The organism is uncultured Chitinophaga sp. (assembly GCF_937874145.1).
Classification (GTDB): Bacteria; Bacteroidota; Bacteroidia; order Chitinophagales; family Chitinophagaceae; genus Chitinophaga.
Window position 1 is genome coordinate 1 of the sequence record NZ_CALNBI010000432.1, and the last position, 19557, is coordinate 19557.

Annotated in this window: 16 protein-coding genes and 1 tRNA gene; 4 read left to right on the forward strand and 13 right to left on the reverse strand. The window is 54.1% G+C overall.

The window, feature by feature from the left end; all coding sequences use genetic code 11:
• The 4 genes from Q0510_RS20500 to Q0510_RS20515 form a co-directional block, all read right to left on the reverse strand.
• On the reverse strand, window positions 1-852 hold an 852-nt coding region (locus tag Q0510_RS20500; protein ID WP_298715818.1), incomplete at its 3' end, for a hypothetical protein.
• A 101-nt stretch (window positions 853-953) separates the two neighbouring features.
• Window positions 954-1769 carry a YgcG family protein gene (locus Q0510_RS20505; RefSeq protein ID WP_298715820.1) on the reverse strand — a complete coding sequence of 272 codons (816 nt, stop codon included), beginning with the start codon at window positions 1767-1769 and terminating at the stop codon, window positions 954-956.
• Between the two features lie 9 nt (window positions 1770-1778).
• Window positions 1779-2234, reverse strand: a complete 456-nt coding sequence (locus tag Q0510_RS20510; protein WP_298715822.1) for a TPM domain-containing protein — start codon at window positions 2232-2234, stop codon at window positions 1779-1781.
• A gap of 85 nt (window positions 2235-2319) precedes the next feature.
• Complete coding sequence (locus Q0510_RS20515) at window positions 2320-2898, reverse strand: LemA family protein (RefSeq protein ID WP_298715823.1); 579 nt, start codon at window positions 2896-2898, stop codon at window positions 2320-2322.
• Window positions 2899-3228: 330 nt separating this feature from the next.
• Here Q0510_RS20515 and Q0510_RS20520 point away from each other — a divergent pair, with 330 nt between their 5' ends.
• Window positions 3229-3693, forward strand: coding sequence for a response regulator (locus Q0510_RS20520; RefSeq protein WP_298715824.1), 465 nt, complete (start codon window positions 3229-3231; stop codon window positions 3691-3693).
• A 232-nt stretch (window positions 3694-3925) separates the two neighbouring features.
• Window positions 3926-5299, forward strand: a complete 1374-nt coding sequence (locus Q0510_RS20525) for a dipeptidase (protein WP_298715826.1) — start codon at window positions 3926-3928, stop codon at window positions 5297-5299.
• A 72-nt stretch (window positions 5300-5371) separates the two neighbouring features.
• Here the strand turns inward: Q0510_RS20525 and Q0510_RS20530 are convergent, their stop codons facing one another.
• Window positions 5372-6568: a phosphoglycerate kinase gene (locus Q0510_RS20530; protein ID WP_298715828.1), complete on the reverse strand. Its 1197-nt coding sequence runs from the start codon at window positions 6566-6568 to the stop codon at window positions 5372-5374.
• 96 nt (window positions 6569-6664) lie between these two features.
• On the reverse strand, window positions 6665-7681 hold the full coding sequence (gene gap / locus Q0510_RS20535; protein ID WP_298715829.1) for a type I glyceraldehyde-3-phosphate dehydrogenase: 1017 nt from the start codon (window positions 7679-7681) through the stop codon (window positions 6665-6667).
• A gap of 142 nt (window positions 7682-7823) precedes the next feature.
• Between gap and Q0510_RS20540 the strand changes: the two genes are divergently transcribed.
• Both Q0510_RS20540 and Q0510_RS20545 read left to right on the forward strand, forming a co-directional pair.
• Window positions 7824-7898 (forward strand) — tRNA-Glu (locus Q0510_RS20540).
• Between the two features lie 151 nt (window positions 7899-8049).
• The gene (locus Q0510_RS20545) at window positions 8050-8625 is read left to right on the forward strand and encodes an N-acetyltransferase (RefSeq protein WP_298715831.1); all 576 of its coding nucleotides are present in this window, start codon (window positions 8050-8052) and stop codon (window positions 8623-8625) included.
• A gap of 42 nt (window positions 8626-8667) precedes the next feature.
• Here Q0510_RS20545 and Q0510_RS20550 read toward each other — a convergent pair whose 3' ends face one another.
• From Q0510_RS20550 to Q0510_RS20580, 7 genes are all read right to left on the reverse strand, one after another.
• A complete protein-coding gene (locus tag Q0510_RS20550; RefSeq protein ID WP_298715833.1) occupies window positions 8668-11133 on the reverse strand; it encodes a TonB-dependent receptor in 2466 nt (821 codons plus the stop codon).
• Window positions 11134-11217: 84 nt separating this feature from the next.
• The gene (locus Q0510_RS20555; protein ID WP_298715836.1) at window positions 11218-12039 is read right to left on the reverse strand and encodes an AraC family transcriptional regulator; all 822 of its coding nucleotides are present in this window, start codon (window positions 12037-12039) and stop codon (window positions 11218-11220) included.
• 149 nt (window positions 12040-12188) lie between these two features.
• The gene (locus tag Q0510_RS20560; protein WP_298715838.1) at window positions 12189-13664 is read right to left on the reverse strand and encodes a S41 family peptidase; all 1476 of its coding nucleotides are present in this window, start codon (window positions 13662-13664) and stop codon (window positions 12189-12191) included.
• A 17-nt stretch (window positions 13665-13681) separates the two neighbouring features.
• On the reverse strand, window positions 13682-14998 hold the full coding sequence (locus tag Q0510_RS20565; RefSeq protein WP_298715840.1) for a DNA mismatch repair protein: 1317 nt from the start codon (window positions 14996-14998) through the stop codon (window positions 13682-13684).
• 1 nt (window position 14999) lies between these two features.
• The gene (locus tag Q0510_RS20570; RefSeq protein ID WP_298715841.1) at window positions 15000-16292 is read right to left on the reverse strand and encodes a DNA mismatch repair protein; all 1293 of its coding nucleotides are present in this window, start codon (window positions 16290-16292) and stop codon (window positions 15000-15002) included.
• Between the two features lie 6 nt (window positions 16293-16298).
• Entirely contained in the window at window positions 16299-18617 is a 2319-nt protein-coding gene (locus Q0510_RS20575) for a Gldg family protein (RefSeq protein WP_298715842.1), read from the reverse strand.
• A 2-nt stretch (window positions 18618-18619) separates the two neighbouring features.
• The gene (locus Q0510_RS20580; RefSeq protein ID WP_298715844.1) at window positions 18620-19552 is read right to left on the reverse strand and encodes an ABC transporter ATP-binding protein; all 933 of its coding nucleotides are present in this window, start codon (window positions 19550-19552) and stop codon (window positions 18620-18622) included.
• Between the last annotated feature and the right edge of the window lie 5 nt (window positions 19553-19557).

Below are 19557 nucleotides of genomic sequence, written 5' to 3' on the forward strand. Positions count from 1 at the left end.
CGCCAGCGACAGGTAATCCGCTTCTCCCCGCAGCGCACGGCGGCCGGTGTCCGTAATCTCCAGCGTTTCCCCGGTACGGACGACGACGCCGGCCCCGGTCATGCGGCTGAGGACAGCGGCCAGTTGGAAATCCCCGAACCCGTAAACCTTCTTTTCTTTCCAAAACCTTTCATAAAGCTGGTATTCAGCTGCGGGGCCCGCAGCCAGCTGTTCCAGGAAGAAATGTTCCAGGCTGTTCAGGCCGCTTTCCGCCGAAGGCAGGCGTTGGAGGTGCGCCAGGAGCGCGCTGCCGAGGAACGGGAGGTTCGGGGCCGATCTGCCCGTGAGGGCTTCCAGGGCGAGGGGGTTATTGTTGGTGTAGGCTTCCCAGGCGGCGGAGGCCAGCTGCCAGTCGGCCGCTTCCAGGTAGGCGCGCTTTTCGAACAGGGGCGGTAGTTGGGATGGTTGCAGCATGCCCATCCCCCGGAAGTCCGCCACATCGGGATGGCTGCCCGGCTGCACCACGCTGACGCGGGGCATGGGCGTATTGAGGCGTAATAAATATTGAATGAGGAACACCAGGTTGACCTGGCAGAACAGGTCGAACTCAAACCACAACACGATCTCTTCGTACCGCGATGCCTGCTGGAGGATTTTGCGGGTTTGGGCGATATCGGCCAGGTAGGTTTTCCGGTCAATACCATAGGCGCTTTGGAGATGGTCCGCCCTTTTCTCGAAAAACCGGCCGATATCGCAGCCCGCAGGGGTCATCCCCTCGCTGAGCATGTCGCGCCAGGTGAGCGGTTGGCCGGGCAGACCGCTCTTTTCGAATATTTCCCGCGTTGCGTCGCCGTTCAGGATTTGGAGTAACATAAAATAAAAACGGATTTTCAGTCAGGTAACGAATGTAACGATTAATTACACACCACGATGACTGAAAATCCGCTGCAGGACTCACTTACAGGTTTGTGTGGCTACCAACTGCCGCTGGCGCCGCCGCCACCGCCGGAGCCTCCGCCGAAGCCGCCGAAACCGCCGCCACCGAAGCCACCGCCTCCGCCGCCCCAGCCGCCGCCACGGCCACCGCCGAGACTGCTGCCGATCATGCCGCCGAGGATGCCGCCGATGACGCTGTCGCCACGCCGGGAGATCACCCTGCCTCCGCCACCACCGCCTCCGCCACGGGAGCCGAAGATCACGACGAGTATAATAATGAGTATGATTAGCCCGAAGAGCCCTCCTCCGCCGCCTTCGCCACTGGAATTGCTGCGGGGCACTCCTTTATATTCCCCGGCTGCCGCGGCGAAGATTTTATCGACCGCCTCGTCGAGCCCCTGGTAATAATGTCCCTGCTGGAATGCGGGCTTTACAATTTTATTGATGATCCCGAAGGCCACGGCATCCGGGACGGACCCTTCCATACCGTAACCGGTTTCGATGCGGATCTTGCGGTCGTCCATCGCGGCGAGGATGAGCACGCCGTTGTTTTTCTGGCCGCCGATGCCCCATTCGCGGAGGATTTTAAGGCCGTATTCTGAGATATCGTAATCGCCGGTGGTTTTGATGAGGACGATGGCGATCTGGGTGGATGTGCTATCGTCGTACGCCACGAGTTTCCGTTCCAGCTCGTCCACTTCGGACTGCACGAGGATACCCGCGTAGTCATTTACCAGCCGGGCGGGTACGGGCTTTTTCGGGATATCCTGGGCGAGGGCGCCCAGGCCGAGCCATACCAGCCCGAAGGCCAGGAACCAGCGAAGGCATACTATTTTTTTAAGCTTGTGCATCATTATCCGTATCTACTTTCCAAAAACAATATCGTCCGGCAGCTCGTTGGCGTCGCCGGATTCGAAGGGGAAATACCTGAGGAGGGATTCCCCGATTTCTTTCACGCAAACTTCGATGCCTTCCACGATGCGCTGGCCGGAAAAGTGGTGGCGCAGGAGATCGGCTTCGTGTTTCCAGAAGTCGTCGCCGACTTTTTCGTGGATGCCCTGGTCGCCCAGGATGGCGAACTGGTGGTCGCGCAGGGCGATGTACAGGAGCACGCCATTGCGTTGACGGGTTTTTTCCATACCGAGGGAGAGGAAGGCTTCGCGGGCGCGGTCCATCGGGTCCACGTATTCGCAGTGGCTTTCCACGAACAGGCGTATTTCCCCGGAGGTGAGCCTTTCGGCGAGCCGGATTGCCTGAACGAGGCGGGTTTTCTCTTCTTCGGTGAAGAATTCCTTTTTCTTAAAGGGAAACAGTTTCATGGGAAACGTATGTTAGGCATCCTGTAAAAGACGGCCGGGGGCAGTGGTTGCTGCCCCCGGGCCGTCCTTTCCGGAGGCGATGTTGCTAGAATTGCACTTTGGGCGCTTTGTCGGAGCCTTCCGCCGCCTTGAAGTATCCTTTTTCCTTAAACCCGCCGATGCCGGCGATGAGGTTGTTGGGGAAAGTGCGGATGGTGCTGTTAAACCCGTTAACGGCGGTGTTGAAGTCGTTGCGGGCTACCGCGATGCGGTTTTCCGTGCCTTCGAGCTGGGCCATGAGGGTTTGGAACTGCTCGGTGGTCCGCAGTTGAGGGTATTGTTCAACGGTCACGAGCAAACGGCTAAGCGCGCCGCCCAGTTCGCTCTGCGCCTGTTGGAATTTAGCGATGTTTTCGGGGGAAAGATCGTTTGCGTTCACCTGAACGGACGAGGCTTTGGAGCGTGCTTCGATCACTTTGGTAAGGGTTTCCTGCTCGAAATTGGCGGACCCCTTCACGGTGCTTACCAGGTTATCGATCAGGTCTGCCCGGCGTTGGTACTGGGTTTCCACGTTGCCCCAGGCTTTCTGCACGTTTTCGTCGCTCTTCACCATTCCGTTGTACTTGCTGCAGCCGAAAAATCCGAGCAGCACCAGGAGAATGATCACAATGATTCCAGTTTTCATATTGATTCTTTTTTTAATGAAATTAACGGGTATGCTCAAACCTACAAGAAATAACGGAAAGCGCAAAAACTGCTTTAGCGTAAAACGGTTACCAGCAAAGTTCCAGCGGTTACCAAACCATCCTTTGCAATCGTCAGAAAGTTGAAAATGGGATGGTGAAAAATATCTATGTTTGATCCGGATTTCCACCGGTACCAGAAAGTGAAAACAACCTTGGAAAAACCATGAGAATGCCAATCCTGTGATAAGTTATGACACGGACGTAACAGTTGGGTCTTCACTAACTCACTAATTTTTATTAACTTACTAAAAGTCATCTGCGTACATACAATGAGTGCACAACATATTCACATCCTCTATATAGATGATGAGATTCACAATCTGAATGCTTTTAAAGCCTCTTTCAGAAGAATTTATACGGTGCAGACTGCAGAATCGGCCGAGGAAGCGTACAAATTGCTGGAAGACCACGAGTTTCACATTATCATTTCGGACCAGAGGATGCCCAAAATGACGGGGATCGAGTTTTTCGAATCCATCCTGAACAAGTACCCCGAGCCCATCCGCATCCTGCTGACCGGCTACGCCGACATCAATGCGGTGATCGACGCGATCAACAAGGGGCAGGTGTACAAGTATTTCTCCAAGCCCTGGAATGATGAGGAGCTTCGCCACAACATCGAAAAGGCGTATGAAGTGTACGCCCTCCGCAAGGAGAACCGGGAACTGACCGAAAAGCTCCTCAGCGTGAACGAGCAGCTGGAGTTCCTGCTGCGGCAGAAGCTGATTTCCTAAGCGCAAACAGTTCGTCATAATTTGAGAAGGAAGGGTACGCCCTTCCTTTTTTTGTGCCCCTTTTCCCGGGAGGAAATGCTGAAAAGCCCTACAGCCGTACAAGTGAGTGACACAACGGCGGCCCGGGCAGCGGACCTTCCGGCGGCCGGTTATCATTTTTCCCCTTACGGAAACGGGCCGTGCGGCATTTTCCTTTAAATTGCGTCCATTGTGAACGTTTAATAGCTCAAAAATGCAAGTTTGGAAAGATTACCAGGCCCAGCACAAAGACCGTTTCCTGAACGAGTTGCTGGAACTGTTGAGGATCCCCTCCGTCAGCGCGGACTCCCGCCATAATGAAGACACGAAACGCTGCGCGGAAGCCGTGAAACAGCGGCTGGTGGAAGCAGGTGCTGACAATGTGGAGGTATGCCCGACTGCCGGTCATCCTATTGTTTACGGCGAAAAGATCATCGACGCCAAACTCCCTACCGTACTCGTTTACGGCCACTACGACGTGCAGCCGCCCGATCCCCTCAACCTGTGGGACAGCCCGCCGTTCGAGCCTGTGATCAAAGACAACAAGATCTTCGCGCGCGGCTCGGCCGACGATAAAGGCCAGTTTTACATGCACGTGAAGGCTTTCGAGACCATGTTCAACACCAATACCCTGCCATGCAACGTGAAATTCATGATCGAGGGCGAGGAAGAAGTGGGGTCCGGCAACCTGGGCAAATTCCTTTCCGAGAATAAAGACAAGCTGGCGGCCGACGTGGTGCTGATTTCCGATACGGCCATGATCAGCCTCGACACGCCTTCGCTCGACACCGGCCTGCGCGGCCTTGCGTACATGGAAGTGGAAGTGACCGGTCCCAACCGCGACCTGCACTCCGGCGTTTACGGCGGCGCCGTGGGCAACCCCGCCACCATCCTGGCGAAAATGATCGCTTCCCTGCACGACGAAAACAACCACATTACCATTCCCGGCTTTTATGACGACGTGGTAGTGCTTTCCGAAGCCGAGCGTGCCGCGCTCAACAGCGCGCCGTATGACGAGGCGGAATACAAACAGGACCTGGGCGTGGATGAGCTCTGGGGCGAGAAAGGCTATTCCACTTTCGAGCGCACCGGCACCCGCCCGACCTGCGAAGTGAACGGCATCTGGGGCGGTTATACCGGCGAAGGCGCCAAAACGGTGCTGCCTTCCAAGGCTTTCGCCAAAATCTCCATGCGCCTGGTGCCTAACCAGGACTGGGAGAAGATTTCCGAGCTGTTTGCAAAACACTTCGAGTCGATCGCTCCTGCGTCCGTAAAAGTGAAGGTAACGCCCCACCATGGCGGCGCGGCGTACGTGACCCCTACGGATTCCGTAGCTTTCAAAGCGGCCAGCGAAGCCATCAATGCCACCTTTGGCAAGCAGCCCATCCCGGTACGGGGCGGCGGTTCCATTCCCATCGTTGCCCTGTTCGAGAAGATCCTCGGGCTGAAAACGGTGCTCATGGGCTTCGGGCTCGACAGCGATAACCTGCACTCACCCAATGAGAAGTACGGTATCGACAACTATTACAAAGGCATCGAAACCATACCTTATTTCCACAAGTACTTTGCGGAACTGAGCGGCAAATAACGCCTAGCTAATAAAAGAGAAAGCCCGGCTGGTGAGAACCATGCCGGGCTTTTTTATGGTGTTTGAACCTTATTACTGTCTTACCGCCGCTATGCCGGGGAGCTCTTTGCCTTCGAAGAACTCGAGCATGGCGCCGCCGCCGGTGGACACGTAGCTTACTTTGTCGGCCAGGCCGAACTGGTTTACGGCGGCTACGGAGTCGCCGCCGCCTACGAGGGAGAAGGCGCCGTTTTCGGTGGCTTTCACGATGGCGTCGGCGATGGCTTTGGTGCCTCCCTGGAAGGCGGGCATTTCGAATACGCCCATGGGGCCGTTCCAGAGGATGGTTTTGCTATTGGCGATCACTTCGCTGAACGCGGCGATGGATTTTTTCCCGATATCGAGGCCCATCCAGCCGGCGGGGATGTTGTCGTTGGAGACTTCCTGGGTGTTGGCGTCTGCCGCGAACTTGTCGGCCGCGATGGAATCTTCGGGGATGAGGAGTTGTACGCCGAGGGATTTTGCCTTGGCGAGCAGTTCGTTGGCGAGGTCGAGTTTATCGTTTTCCACGAGGGAGTTGCCGATTTCCTTGCCTTGCGCCTTGAGGAAGGTGTATGCCATGCCGCCGCCGATGATGATGTTATTGGCTTTGGTCATGAGGTTTTCGATGATGAGGATTTTGTCGGACACCTTGGCGCCGCCGAGGATGGCGGTGAAGGGTTTTTCCGCGCTGTGGAGCACTTTTTCGGCGCTGGCGGTTTCTGCTTCCATGAGGAGGCCGAACATTTTCTTGTCTTTCGGGAAGAATTCGGCGATCACGGCGGTGGAGGCGTGTGCGCGGTGGGCGGTGCCGAAGGCGTCGTTTACGTAGATATCGCCCAGTTTGGCGAGTTTTTCGGCGAAGGCTTTGTCGCCTTTTTCCTCTTCTTTATGGAAGCGGAGGTTTTCCAGGAGGAGGACTTCGCCCATCTGGAGGTTGGAGGCTGCGGTTTCGGCGGCTTCGCCGATGCAGTCTTCCGCGAACTTCACGGTAGCGCCGCCGAGCAGTTTGATGAGGCGGTTTACCAGGTGGCGGAGGGAATATTTTTCGGAGGGGCCGTCTTTCGGGCGGCCGAGGTGGCTCATGAGGATAACGGCTCCGCCATCGGCCAGGATTTTTTTGATGGTAGGTGCGGCGGCTTGCATGCGGGTATCGTCGGTGATTTCGCGCTGATCGTTGAGGGGCACGTTAAAATCGACGCGTACCACGGCTTTCTGGCCTTTGAAATTATGCTGGGAGAATTGGCTCATGTTGGGTGAGATTTAGGAAAGTAAAGACAAAAAACCCTCCGCAGGCTGTTGAAGCAGCTGGATGCGGAGGGTTGGCTATATTTTGTACGCGGCTGATTATTTGGAGATCAGGCCAGCGAAGTGTTTCACGGTGCGTACGAGCTGGGAAACGTAGGACATTTCGTTATCGTACCAGGAAACGGTTTTCACGATCTGAACGTCACCCTGCGTCATCACTTTGGTTTGGGTGGCGTCGAACAGGGAGCCGAAATTGATGCCGATGATATCGGAGCTAACGATTTCGTCTTCGGTGTAGCCGAAAGATTCGTTGGCAGCGGCTTTCATGGCAGCGTTGATTTCTTCTGCGGTCACCTTTTTGGTGAGGATGGTGGTGAGCTCGGTGAGGGAGCCGGTGATGGTGGGAACGCGTTGTGCGTTACCGTCCAGCTTACCTTTCAGCTCGGGCAGAACCAGGCCGATGGCTTTAGCGGCGCCGGTGCTGTTGGGCACGATATTGGCGGCTGCGGCGCGGGCGCGGCGGAGGTCGCCTTTCGGGTGCGGGGCGTCCAGGGTGTTCTGGTCGTTGGTGTAAGCGTGGATGGTGGTCATCAGGCCGGTAACGATGCCGTAGTTGTCATTCATTACTTTGGCCATGGGGGCGAGACAGTTGGTGGTGCAGGAAGCGCAGGAGATCACTGTTTCGGAACCATCCAGGATATCGTGGTTTACGTTGTATACAACGGTTTTGAGGTCGCCGGTGGCGGGTGCGGAGATCACTACGCGTTTAGCGCCGGCGGTGATGTGCGCTTCGGCTTTGGCTTTGTCGGTGAAGAAGCCGGTGCACTCGATCACCACATCGATTTCGTGGGATTTCCAGGGAATCTGGGAGGGATCTTTCTGGGCATATATCTTCACTTCCTCGCCGTTTACAACGATCGCGTTGTCGGTGTGCTTCACGTCCTGTCCAAATCTACCTTGTGCAGAGTCATATTTCAGCAGATGCGCTAAAACCGCGGGGCTGGTAAGGTCGTTAATCGCTACGACGTCGATGCCGGGCATGTTGTAAATCTGGCGGAATACCAGGCGGCCGATGCGACCGAAACCATTAATACCAATTTTAAGAGAAGTTCCCATTTTACACTGTAGTTTGTAGATGAAAAATTGAGTAGCGAAATTACAAGGTTAGCGGGGATTAATCAATAGATATTTACTTAACCCAAATTTTTTTTGGAATTATCAAAATGGATACTACCTTTGCAATCCCAAACAGGGAACTGCCGCGTTGGTCAAGCGGTTAAGACGCCTCCCTTTCACGGAGGAATGACGGGTTCGATTCCCGTACGCGGTACCAGGTAAGAAAGGATCTCATTAATGGGATCCTTTCTTCTTTTACCCACCCCCGACTTTCAGAATACCGTAGAACCCTTTCCACCCGGCAAACCATAGACAGGTACACATTTTGTACGGAATACATGTAACAGTTCCACTAAAATGATACCACCATGCATGTAAAAACTGCCTTAGCTGCGGATCAGGCCGGCGCAATTGCATTATTGATCCTGGCCTTCAGCGCAGATCCCATGGCGCGATGGTCCCTCCCGGACCCGGTAACCTATCTTGCAGCATTCCCCTCCATAACAAAAGCCTTTGGCGGAAGTGCATTTGCAAAAGGTACGGCTTACATCTCCAGCGACTACACAGGCGCAGCCTTATGGCTGCCGCCCGGCATCACTTCTGATGAAGAAACGCTAAAAAGACTGTTCGACGAGCATACCCCTGACGATATAAAAGAAGATATGCAAGCCATATTCGGGCAAATGGAAAAATTCCATCCAACAACTCCTCACTGGTATCTGCCGATGATAGGCGTTGACCCCGTACATCAGGGCGCGGGAACTGGCGCTGCCCTCATGACGGAAGGACTTAAAGCCGTTGACCGTGATGGATCAATTGCTTATCTCGAATCCTCAAACCCCAGAAACATCTCACTTTATGAGCGTCATGGATTCGAGGTAATAGGCGAAATCCAATCAGGCAACTCACCTGTTGTAAGGCCCATGCTGAGAAAAGCGCGGTGAGCCGATTTGAAGGAAATATGCAAGATCAAACGGTAATTATCACTAAAACTCCTTATCCCCAAACTCACTGCCCGGCAGCTTCGATTTGCCCGTAAGGCGGTTCAGGTTATAACTCAGGCTGATGAGGAACACATCTGTTTCATAAATGTAATTGGTGGTCGTGAAAAAGTCGCGGCCGCTGGTTGTGATCCGCTGGCGCTGCGATTGCTGCATGCCCAGGTCGATGTTCTGCCATTGCAGTAAAGCGGAAAACCTGCCGTCCAAAAACGTCTTCTTCAGCGACACATTCGGCACCAGGAACCGAGAATCCTCACCCTGCGCCGTAGGGCGGGCGGACAGGTAACTAACGTTCCCCTGCACACTCCAATTGGCGCCCAGCTTGAAATTCGTATTGGCATTGATCGAATACACCCAGCGCGCATTATCCACCGACATCTTCTCCCCCAAAATGCTCAGATCACCCTTGATGTTGTATTTATAGATATTCCCCCCTGCATACAAACTCCACCATTTCGCCGGTTCCAGACTTAACCCCGCTTCCAGCCCCACAGACGACGCCGCTTCCGCATTCGTGAACACACGGTTCAGGATCGTATCGGCATATACACTGTTCACGCGCTGGATAGGGTTCTTGATATATTGATAGTACACCGTCGCGAAAACGGAACCTTTCTTCATAGTATGCACCACTCCCAGCTCGGCCAGGTCGATGAACGACGGCAGCAGGTCCGGGTCGCCCTGCTCCAGGGTTTCGGAATGCTCCCGCTCCGGTATGGGATTCAGTTCGTAGTTGTTCGTGCGCTGGATCCGTTTGCTGTAGCCCGCCTTCGCTTTCCACGACTGGCTGATGCCATACAGGAGGTTAGCCGAAGGGAACAAATTCGACAGGTTCAGCTGATGCGGCAGCGGGTCATAAGAAAGCCGGACCGTTCTGTCCGCATGCTCATACCGCAGGCCCGCCACGTACTCCAGCTTTTGGTACTTGCCGGAATATTGGGAATACACGGAATGCACCTGGTTGCGGGCGCTGGCGGAACCGCGGAACCGGTCCGCATCCGCCTGCGAAGCCTCGGGTGTTACGAAGTAATCGAACCTTCCGTCCTGCGTGTCGTGGCGGAACTGGTAACCGCTTTCCAGCTTCCCTTTCCCGATCGGCACGGCGTAATCCAGGCGGAGCCGGTAACCGTCGATCGGGTTCTCATATGGATTATACACCTCCTGCAACACCTGGGCGGTATTGGGCCAGGCGAGGTTCTTGTTCCGGGTATTGCCGAAAAGGCGCGCGCTTTCCATTAAAGCGGACGCAGTGAGGGTGGATTTATTCCGGAAAGTATGGGTATAGTCCAGGTTCCCCAGGTAAAAATTCCCCTGCTTCGTCTGCAGGTTTTCGTTGTAATAAGTGGTATTGCGGATCAAGCCGCCAGTGGCCATATCAGCCGCCGAATTTTCATACAGGATGTCTGCCCTGCGGGCCTGGAACCGCTTCCCGATAAAAAGCCCGGCGGAAAAAACGTTACTGGAATCAGCGGTGAAAGTAGCGGACGCACGGCCGGCATAATTGTATTTATCGAAACTCCGCTCGCCGTGAGACGGGAAGAAAGTCTGCACCCCGGTTGAAAAGTTCTTCGTGTACACCTCGCCTTCCCGGTAACCGGCATTGTCGTTCCGGGTATAGTTGCCGCCGATGGAAACGTCCCATTTCTTCTTTTTCCAATTGACGGTCAGATCGCCGCCGAAGCGCTTCGGTTTTTCTTTGTTACCATGGTCGCCCGTGCTGGGGAGCCCGGCCATAACATTGGCGGAGAGGGTCAGCCCGTCGGCCGCGCCTTTCTTTGTAACGATATTGATGATGCCGCCTTTGCCGTCGGGGTCGTATTTGGCCGAGGGCGCGGTGATCATTTCGATGTTTTCGATGGCATTGGCAGGGAGCTGGCTGAGCACCGTCCGCGCGTCGGTGATCACCGGTTTCCCGTTGATCATGACCAGGAACCCGGACGAACCACGTACGCTGATGCCGCCATCGCCATCCATAGAAACGGAGGGCAGGTTCTTCAGGACATCCATGGCATTGCCGCCCCTGGCGGATTCAAACTGCCCGGCGCGGTAAGACTGCCGGTCGATTTTATTCAGCACCTCTGCCTGTGTTCCAGTGACGTTTACTGCGTTCAGCATGGCGCTTCCGGGACTGAGCGCTGTGCTGCCCAGCTGCAGCTTTGTGCCGGCGGCAAGGGAGATACTCCCAATGAAACGCGTCTGATAGCCCATGTACAAAATCCTGAGGTAATAATCGCCGGGCGACAATTTCTCCAGCACATAGCCGCCCCGGGCGTTCGTAAGCGTACCGGCAACGATGGAAGAATCCGTTTGCCGGAAGAGCGCCACGCTGGCATATTCCAGGGGCTGACCGCCCTTTTCGCCGTTCACGGTTCCGGTAATAACAGCCTTTTGCGCCACGGCAGCCTGGGCGATGATCAGGAAAATAAAGAGTATCGGTAATCTGCAGTTCATCTGGGACGATTAAATAAAAATCGTCGCAAAGATAAGCGGCCATTGAAAGGTGGAATTGTAGGATCGTGGGCAATTATTGTAGAATCATTGCTTCGAAAGGGCCATGTCGCGGTATTTACGGGGAGTGAGGCTCGTGTGTTGCTTAAAGAAATGCGCGAAATGGGGAGAATCGGAGAACTGCAGGTCGGCGGCTATCTGCTTTACCGGCAAAGCCGTGGCGGAAAGCAGCATTTTAGCTTCCAGGAGCACCCGCTCATTAATGATGGAGGCGGCCGTTTTACCGGTCGATTTTTTACAGGCGGCATGCAGGGTCCCGACGGTCGTATTCAGCCGGCTGGCATAGAACTTCAGCTGCCTGCTTTCCTGGAAATGCTCGTTGACCAGGCGCTTGTATTGCTGGAAGAGCCCATCCGCCAGCCCTGCCCCGCCCACCTTCGTTCCTGCCACCGTTTTCAGCTTGATGACGAGCAGGTGGAGGAAAGCGCCGGCGACCGTATCTGCCATCCCGCCGGCCTGAAACTCCCCGTACAGCTCCGCGAGGAGGGGAAAAAGGCGGGCCTCTTCAGGGACAGATGTACAGGCAGCGAGCCCGTACAGGAAATCTATGTCTTCCTTCAACAGCAATTCTTCCCTGAACAGCAAGACGTAACCTTTGGGCAGCGCGGAGAAGTTCCAGCAATGGGTTTGGCCGGGCCTCAGATAAAACGCCACCGGTGGATTAACGTCATAGCGGCTATCATCGATTTCATGGAAGCCGGCTCCTTCATCCAGGAATATCAGCTCATGGTAATCCGCGTGGCGATGCGGCCGCGTGGGCTTGATGACTGCTTTCATCGCGCTGATCTTGAAGCGGCTGTCTGCCGAAATTTTCGATTTTACCGGTATGCCGTCCAATGCTTTTCCCATCCCGTTCAAGATACGCAACCTGGCGGTGAGAATCAAACGGGATCTCCGGTATCAGGTTGCCAACACCTGCCTGCGAAAAGAAGCCCGGCGCTTCGCAGCAACCGGGCCATAGGGCTGGGACTTGACTTTTACTTCTCAGATTGGATTTATTATTTGCCAGTCAACCCGAATACATAATTCAGCTCCGGATCTTTGGCGGACCGTACGTAATCCAGGTATTTCTCCAACGGAACTTCCCGGTCGGGGATCACACCTCGTCCATTATCATTCGTCGCATTAAAGAAAAATATTTCGGACATGGGAACGGTCAGGATGGATTTTGTATTCGGCAACTTATAGCGCAGGAACCAGGCCGCGGTAGTGGATTGCTCTCCGCTGCCGGTTTCTTTTCCTACGATGAGCCCACGCTTGTTCTTCTGCACCAGCGAAGCGAAATAAGTGGCGGCGGAAACAGTTCCTCCACCGGTCAGCACATACACATTTCCTTTAAAGCTGTCTTTATCCGGCGGAAAATTTTCCAGCAGGCCTTCGCGGAGACGGGCGTTGCCCAGGTAGTACCCGCTGGCAGTGTCCAGATCAAATCGCTGGTACATGAAGTTGAGCAGGTTTCGGATCTCTTCTTCGCTCATGGGCCCTCCGTTCTCATTCACCAGGTATTCCCGGTTAGTTATGCCAATGGTACGGGTACGGTAATTATACTCGTTGCGGAAGGGTTGCCGGGCGAGGAATGAGAACAGCAATGCGGAAATGGCTGGATTCCCCCCTCCGTTGGTCCGCACATCGATCACGACATGCTTATATCCCCGCTTATTCACTTCTTTGAAGAATTCGCTGAATTCCTTATACGCGTATGCTTCCTGTACCGCGAATGAATTAACGGTGAGGATCCCGGTATTTTGTTTTTCGTCATAAGACGGATAGATCACCTGGGATCGTTCCAGCAGGTTAACAGGCACAACGGCAAGGTTTTGGGATTTGAAAGCCCGTTGCGGATCGGCGGCGGGCAATTGCGCCCGGCGGATTTGTTTTTCTCCCGGCGCCCTGTATTCGATATCGTAGCTTGTGCGGGTGGCATAATGCAGGCTGTACCGGGTCTGAAAATCTGAATAGACGCGGTCTACGCCTGTTTCTATAAATCCATCGCTGTAAGTAGCGCCGGCAATGATATCCAACAGCGTATCCACGGGTTCCTGGTTGATACGGAGGATTTCCGCGCCGAAGGGAATGGCTTCCCCGCGGATGTTCACCAGCATTTTGCCCCGTTCAATTAATACGGGCAAAGGGAACAGGCGCATCTGGCTGTATAACATCCGTCCGTCGTCGGCTGCATAGCCCATGCTGGTGTGCACGTCCCGGAGCAGGCGGATGGGCGCATACCTGCTGCAGGCCGGGATATCCGGCGCCGATGCCATTTTTCCGAGCAGGGATGCCGTTTGCCGCTTGTATTCCAGCGAATCGGTGAATTTATATGGATTGGGATGCTGGACGCCCAGAATATCCATCGCCAGCTTCCAATCTTTTATCAGGTCTTCCTGGGTAAAGGAAGTATACAGGCGCTCCTGCGCAATAGTCACCTTTCCGCCGAGTAATAACCCCGCGGCCAGGATGCCAAAAATCGTTCTCATATTGTGTTTATTAAATTTTAAGATCTGATCAATTCCAGGATACCTTCATTTCGGATGATCATCATACCCTGGCGGTCTTCCGTAATGCCTTCCTTCAACCGGTATGTGTACCGCGGATGGGCGCCCTCCATAACGGTGGGCATGAAAGCAAACTGTATATTCGGATATTTTTTCAGCGCCGAACCTACTTCTATGATGTGGGTGGAAACGATGAACAGGCAATGCTGGTATTCTGCGAAACCTTCGGTGACGGCCAATGTTCCGTCATAAGCGTCCTTAACATTCGTTCCCTTGAATAATTCATCGAACATCAGCAGCAGGTGCCGGCCGGTTGCAGCAGCTTCCGCGGCCTCCCTCACGCGCACCACTTCAGCATAGAAGTGGCTGTATCCCAGGCTGATATTATCTGCGACGTTTATACTGGAGAAAATCCCCTCCCGAACGGAAAACACCATTGCGTCCGCCGCTATGGGAAATCCCGTATGCGCCAGGTACACCGCGATGCCAACCGATTTCATCCAGGTGCTTTTGCCGGCCATATTCGCGCCCGTGAGGAACACCACATTGTGATCCTGCCGCAGGCTGATGTTATTGCCGACGGCTTTGTCCACACAGGGATGCCGCAGATTGTCCGCTTCGAGCATATTACGGCCGGCGGGCAGGGCCTGGGCAAAATTGAAACCAGGCTGCGCGGCTACGGCCCCCACTGCAATATTCACATCGCATTCAAATATGAAGTCCAATATGGCGATGCATGCTTCACGCTGCGTATTCCGGATCATGCAATCGAAACGGGCAATATTGCTGATGGAGATATTCGTGTAAATATCCACCTCCAGCAATTCCGCCATTTCCTTATTCGTGAGCAACCGGTGTACCGACTGTACCCGCTCGCGGAAAGGCCCCGGCTGCTGCAGCAAGTTCTCCACGAGGGCGTAACAGCGTTTAAGTACGATGAGGGTGGCCTGCAATCCCTGGATCCGCACTTTGAAGCGGTCATCATGCGCCAGTACGGACAGTGTTTTCTGAACGACCACCGAAGCGAGTGCGCCAAGCCTGCCCTGACGCCCGGCTGCGTCCGTGTATTCCTGCATCAATAATACCTGCCCGGGATCAAACGGAAACGCCAGCGACGCATCCCTGAAATACCCGAAGATTTCCGTGCGCGCATTGATGACAGACGGGTCTGTTGACGGATTGCGGTACATCTTTTCCAAGAGCTTTTCCCCGCCCCGCGTCCTTACCCTGTCGAATAACTGGTAAACCGATCCCTGCCGGAATTTCCCGAGGATATTCAACTCGTCCAACGATTGTTTATCTATGATAAAACTCATACTAACGCTTTTTCCCGTTTTTCAAAATATCGAGTATTCCTTCATTACGGATAATGATCATACCATGCCTGTCGTCTGTGATGCCCTGTTCGAGCCGGTAGGTATATTCGGGCTGATGCCCTTTCATCCGGGTCGGCAGATAACAGAACGCTACTCCCGGTGTTGCTGACAACTCCTCGCCTGCCTCCACGATATGGGACGAGATGATAAAAAGGCTATCCTTCCTTTCGGCGAATGCCTGTATGACGGCGACCGTACCTTCGTGAGCGTCTTTAACATTCGTTCCGCGGAACAATTCATCGAACAGGATGAACAGGGATTTCCCGCTGTGAAGGGCCGCGGCTACTTTCTTCACCCGGAGCACTTCCGCGTAGAAATGGCTCGCGCCGATCCCGAGGTTATCCGGCAGGTTGATAGTCGTAAAAATGCCATCCATCACCGGGAACTCCATATACGAAGCCGCTACGGGAAAGCCCATGTGCGCGATATACACCGCGGTACTGAACGCCCTGAGGAATGTGCTCTTCCCTGCCATATTGGCCCCGGTCAGGAAAATGATGTTGCGGGAATTGTCCAGCGAAAGATCGTTCGCCACCGCATTTTTCAGTTCGGGATGATATACGCCTTCCACCCGCAAAGCGCCGGACGCCCTGGGCAGGGGCTTCGCAAAAATAAACCTGCGCGTGTTGGCCACCCCGGCAACAGCAATAAAGACATCCAGCAGATACGTAATATTCAGCACCCGCAGTATCTTACTTTTCTCCCGTTGGCGCAGCAGCACATCAAAAGCCGTTGTGGCCGCGAAGGATAGTTTTTGCCGGGAGACATCCTGGAATACCGGCGCCAGTGCTGGATCGGCAAATAACTGCCGCAATTCCATCCGTTCCTGCTCCAGGCCTTTTACACCGGCAACATCACCGGTTTCCACGAATTCCCGCATCTGCTGCAGCCACGTTATCACCGCAGCCACGCCAGATGCAATTTCCCGCTCGCCCGGGTTGGCAGACGAACCATCGTCTTCCATCCCCAACCGGAGGTATTTTTCCACCCCATCCAATACGGCTCCTGCAAACGGGAAACGGGTTCCCATTCCTGCAAATGCGGCGATAATACCCGACCGCCGCGTAATCTCATCAGGATCGCAGAGCGGATGATGAAACATATCCATCATTAAAGCTTCTCCCCCATGGGTACTTGTTTCGTTATAAATCTGCAGGATGCCGGACTGATCCCTGCCGGGAAACAGGCGCAGGTCGGCTATCGTTTGCTCATCGGTCTGTAAATACATACTCATTTTCCGTTATTTTCTTTTTCTGCGAACCAGCAAAAGGACACCCAGCAGCAGGATCGCGCCCGGGATCACGTACACGTACGTTATCCGGATCACCTTCCCCTGCGCCAGGTTCAGCTTCATATACTTATCCGTTGCGGGAGGAACGTTGTGATAAACCGGGTATTCGTTATACATCATCCAGCTGTAGCCGGCATTGGCGAAACCACTGCCATCGGTGCGCAGCGCGGACATGAAATCCGCATCCCCGCACACGATAATGCGCTGTTCGCGGTTGCCTACTTTCCGTTTCATGGTAATGCCTGCCTGGTATTGGTCGCGCCTCACATCACCCCCCTTCGGATCGAACACCGGCGCGGCGGAATCGGCTACAAACACGCCTTTCTCTATCCAGGTTTTTTCATCCGGTTTCACCGGCATGATGCCTTCTATCTCAAATCCCTTATCCTCTACTACATGAAGGTTGGCGACACCGGCAGTTAGAAAGCCCGTTGGCTGGGTGGTGTCGAAGCGGTAATAGTAGAGCATCGGCTCATCCGCCATGTAATGCGCCGCGCGCGGCAAAGTGATGAGATGATGATGCGCCTGTTCGTGTTTGTGCAGTTTCACGATGAGCCCGTCTTCCACCTGCACGCCCAGCGTTTTAAGGATGGGGTTCATCATCTGCTGCTTGCCGGGCTCCGCATACAGGATGGCATTGCGGCCGCTTTCGAGATATCCGATAATCTTGCGTTCCTCTTCCGCGGCCAGGGCCGAACGGGGATCTGCCACTACCAGAATATCGGTTGAATCGGGGATATCCTGGTATTTCAGGTTCAGGGTATCAATATTCACGCCTTTATTAACGAGCGCACCGCGGGCGGCGTAATTCAACATATGCCCGCCATGCTCCCTTTCACCCAGCTTATAGGGGGAACGCTCGTAGTGGCCGGTCGTGAAGGAGATCATAGGCAGGCTGTCGCGGGTTAAGCGACGGATCAGCCCGGAAACATGGTTCTGGTTCGGCCAAACTTCCATGTCACCATAAGTCCGGAGAAATTCCTTCCTCCCTTTATACTCCACCAGCATCGTCATGTTATAATTCACCGGCGACAGATCGATCTTCTTACGCATTTCTTCCGGCTTCTGGTAGATGGAAAGCCTTTCGTTGAGCAGGTCCGCCGCCTTTCGGGCCGCTTCGTGCACATCGGATGCGTTCAATTGCCGCAACAGCAGGGTATCGCCTTCGGCGAGATCATAGTAATATTCATACTTCAGATGAAGGTTGGGATAAAACCGCCTGTACTGTTCCCAGTAGTTCCATACATACAGGTTCCTCATTTCCGGTACGCCGGCACGAACGCCGGTCCCGAGCAGATTCACATATAAAGTAACATCCAGGGGCGAGCCGTCCAGCTCTTTGACCACTTGCTGCGTATTCTCGTTGATAGTGTGGATCTTTTTCCTGGTCACATCCAGATATCCTACATAATGCGGGCGTGAGCTGAAATATCCCAGCGCCAGCACCAGCAAAAACAACCCGGTATAACGCATAAAAGATACGCTCCATGGTTTCGATTCCTGCGTGCTTTTGAGCCGGATGCAGGAAAAACCTACGAACATGCCGATGATCAAAAGGAAGTAGGCGAGATCACGGGTTGTGATCAACCCGGCCATCATCCGCTCCGCCCTTTCGGCCAGCGACAAAAACCAGGTAAGGTCGCGCACAAAATCGTACTGCTGCCACAGCATATGCAGGGAATTCAATACAAACAGCAACGCAAAAGTCAGAATACCCGCAACGATCTGGTACCCTGTGCAGCAGGAAATAAACAGGCCGATAGCCGCATACGTCCCCGATAACAGGAACATGCTCAGCAAGACCGCCATATACCAGTTATAATCCACATCCACGATCGTAAACAGCCCGGTGACCATGAACACGGCCACACACGCGATCAGCACGAGATTGAAGGCCATCAGGCCGAGGTATTTCCCCAGTACGACCTCCCAGGTCCGCACAGGAGAAGAGTATAATAATTTAATCGAACCCGATTGTATTTCCCTGTTCATCACCCCCATCGTTAACAAGGGCAGGAAAAGATACAGGTTAGACAATATGGCGCCATATACTCTCCCGAACAGCACAATGGAAAGCCCTGCGCCATCGAATCCCTTCCAGTTCGGATCGGATTCCAGCATAACGTCCTGCATACGCAGGTGCCCTACTACCGGGTCCACATATTGTATCGCACAGACTACAAAGAAAACGACGATCAGGAACCAGGCGATCGGAGAATAAAATAAGGTTCGCAGTTCCGCTTTGGCTATTTTCAGAATAATTCCCATGGTCAGTTTACTCTTTTGTTTTGAGTCGACAATTGTTTAAACACATCATCCAGCAGCGATTTCTCCAGCTGAATTTCCTGCAGCCTCCAGTTTTCCCGCACGCTGGCCGCGATCAGCCTTTCCGTGATCTCGGCGCCCCCGGTGAAGTACACCCGGCATTGGCGGTTGGACAGGTACTGCACCCGTTGCACGCCTTCAATCGCTTTCAAGGCATGTTCGGCGGGCATTTGGTCCATGTGCATCAATACGGACTGCGGTTTCAGGTAATTATTGAACGCGTCCATGGAATCGGAGAAAACGATCCGGCCGCCTTCGATCATGATGATGTCCCGGCAAAGGATGCTGATCTCGTTCAGCACATGCGATGACAGCAGCACGGTATGCTGTTCCCCGATTTCCCGTATCAGTTTGCGCGCTTCTATGATCTGGTTCGGATCCAGCCCGTTGGTGGGCTCGTCCATGATCACCAGCGCAGGATTGTGAATGATGGACTGTGCTATTCCCACCCGCTGCCGGTAGCCCCCGGAAAGGTTACGGATCAACCGGTGGCTGAAATGTGCGATGCCGCATTTATCCATTGCTATATCCACGGACTTCGGAATATGTTTCTTTTCCACATAGCGCAGCCCCGCTGCGTAGGTCAGGTATTCCCGCACCGTAAAATCCATGTGCAGCGGTGGCGTTTGCGGCAGAAAGCCCAGTTGCCGCTTGGCCAGCAAACGGTCCTTCTGTTTATCGATCCCGTTGATCAGTACCGTTCCTTCCGTTTGACTGAGCACACCGGCGATAATATTCATGGTAGTGGACTTTCCCGCTCCGTTGGAGCCCAGCAAACCCACTACGCCGTGCCGTTCGATTTGGAAATTGATATCCCGTATCGCCCAGGTACTGGTATACCGGTGCGAAAGGTTTTCCACTTTCAATATTGATTCCATATGTA

Bases quoted from the DNA above. Each gene is read 5' to 3' on its own strand.
- Q0510_RS20565 (WP_298715840.1), bottom strand. From the start codon at position 14,998: ATGAGTTTTATCATAGATAAACAATCGTTGGACGAGTTGAATATCCTC.
- Q0510_RS20505 (WP_298715820.1), bottom strand. From the start codon at position 1,769: ATGATGCACAAGCTTAAAAAAATAGTATGCCTTCGCTGGTTCCTGGCC.
- Q0510_RS20520 (WP_298715824.1), top strand. From the start codon at position 3,229: ATGAGTGCACAACATATTCACATCCTCTATATAGATGATGAGATTCAC.
- Q0510_RS20550 (WP_298715833.1), bottom strand. From the start codon at position 11,133: ATGAACTGCAGATTACCGATACTCTTTATTTTCCTGATCATCGCCCAG.
- Q0510_RS20515 (WP_298715823.1), bottom strand. From the start codon at position 2,898: ATGAAAACTGGAATCATTGTGATCATTCTCCTGGTGCTGCTCGGATTT.
- Q0510_RS20570 (WP_298715841.1), bottom strand. From the start codon at position 16,292: ATGAGTATGTATTTACAGACCGATGAGCAAACGATAGCCGACCTGCGC.
- Q0510_RS20510 (WP_298715822.1), bottom strand. From the start codon at position 2,234: ATGAAACTGTTTCCCTTTAAGAAAAAGGAATTCTTCACCGAAGAAGAG.
- Q0510_RS20575 (WP_298715842.1), bottom strand. From the start codon at position 18,617: ATGGGAATTATTCTGAAAATAGCCAAAGCGGAACTGCGAACCTTATTT.
- Q0510_RS20545 (WP_298715831.1), top strand. From the start codon at position 8,050: ATGCATGTAAAAACTGCCTTAGCTGCGGATCAGGCCGGCGCAATTGCA.
- Q0510_RS20525 (WP_298715826.1), top strand. From the start codon at position 3,926: ATGCAAGTTTGGAAAGATTACCAGGCCCAGCACAAAGACCGTTTCCTG.
- Q0510_RS20530 (WP_298715828.1), bottom strand. From the start codon at position 6,568: ATGAGCCAATTCTCCCAGCATAATTTCAAAGGCCAGAAAGCCGTGGTA.
- Q0510_RS20560 (WP_298715838.1), bottom strand. From the start codon at position 13,664: ATGAGAACGATTTTTGGCATCCTGGCCGCGGGGTTATTACTCGGCGGA.
- Q0510_RS20580 (WP_298715844.1), bottom strand. From the start codon at position 19,552: ATGGAATCAATATTGAAAGTGGAAAACCTTTCGCACCGGTATACCAGT.
- gap (WP_298715829.1), bottom strand. From the start codon at position 7,681: ATGGGAACTTCTCTTAAAATTGGTATTAATGGTTTCGGTCGCATCGGC.
- Q0510_RS20555 (WP_298715836.1), bottom strand. From the start codon at position 12,039: ATGGGAAAAGCATTGGACGGCATACCGGTAAAATCGAAAATTTCGGCA.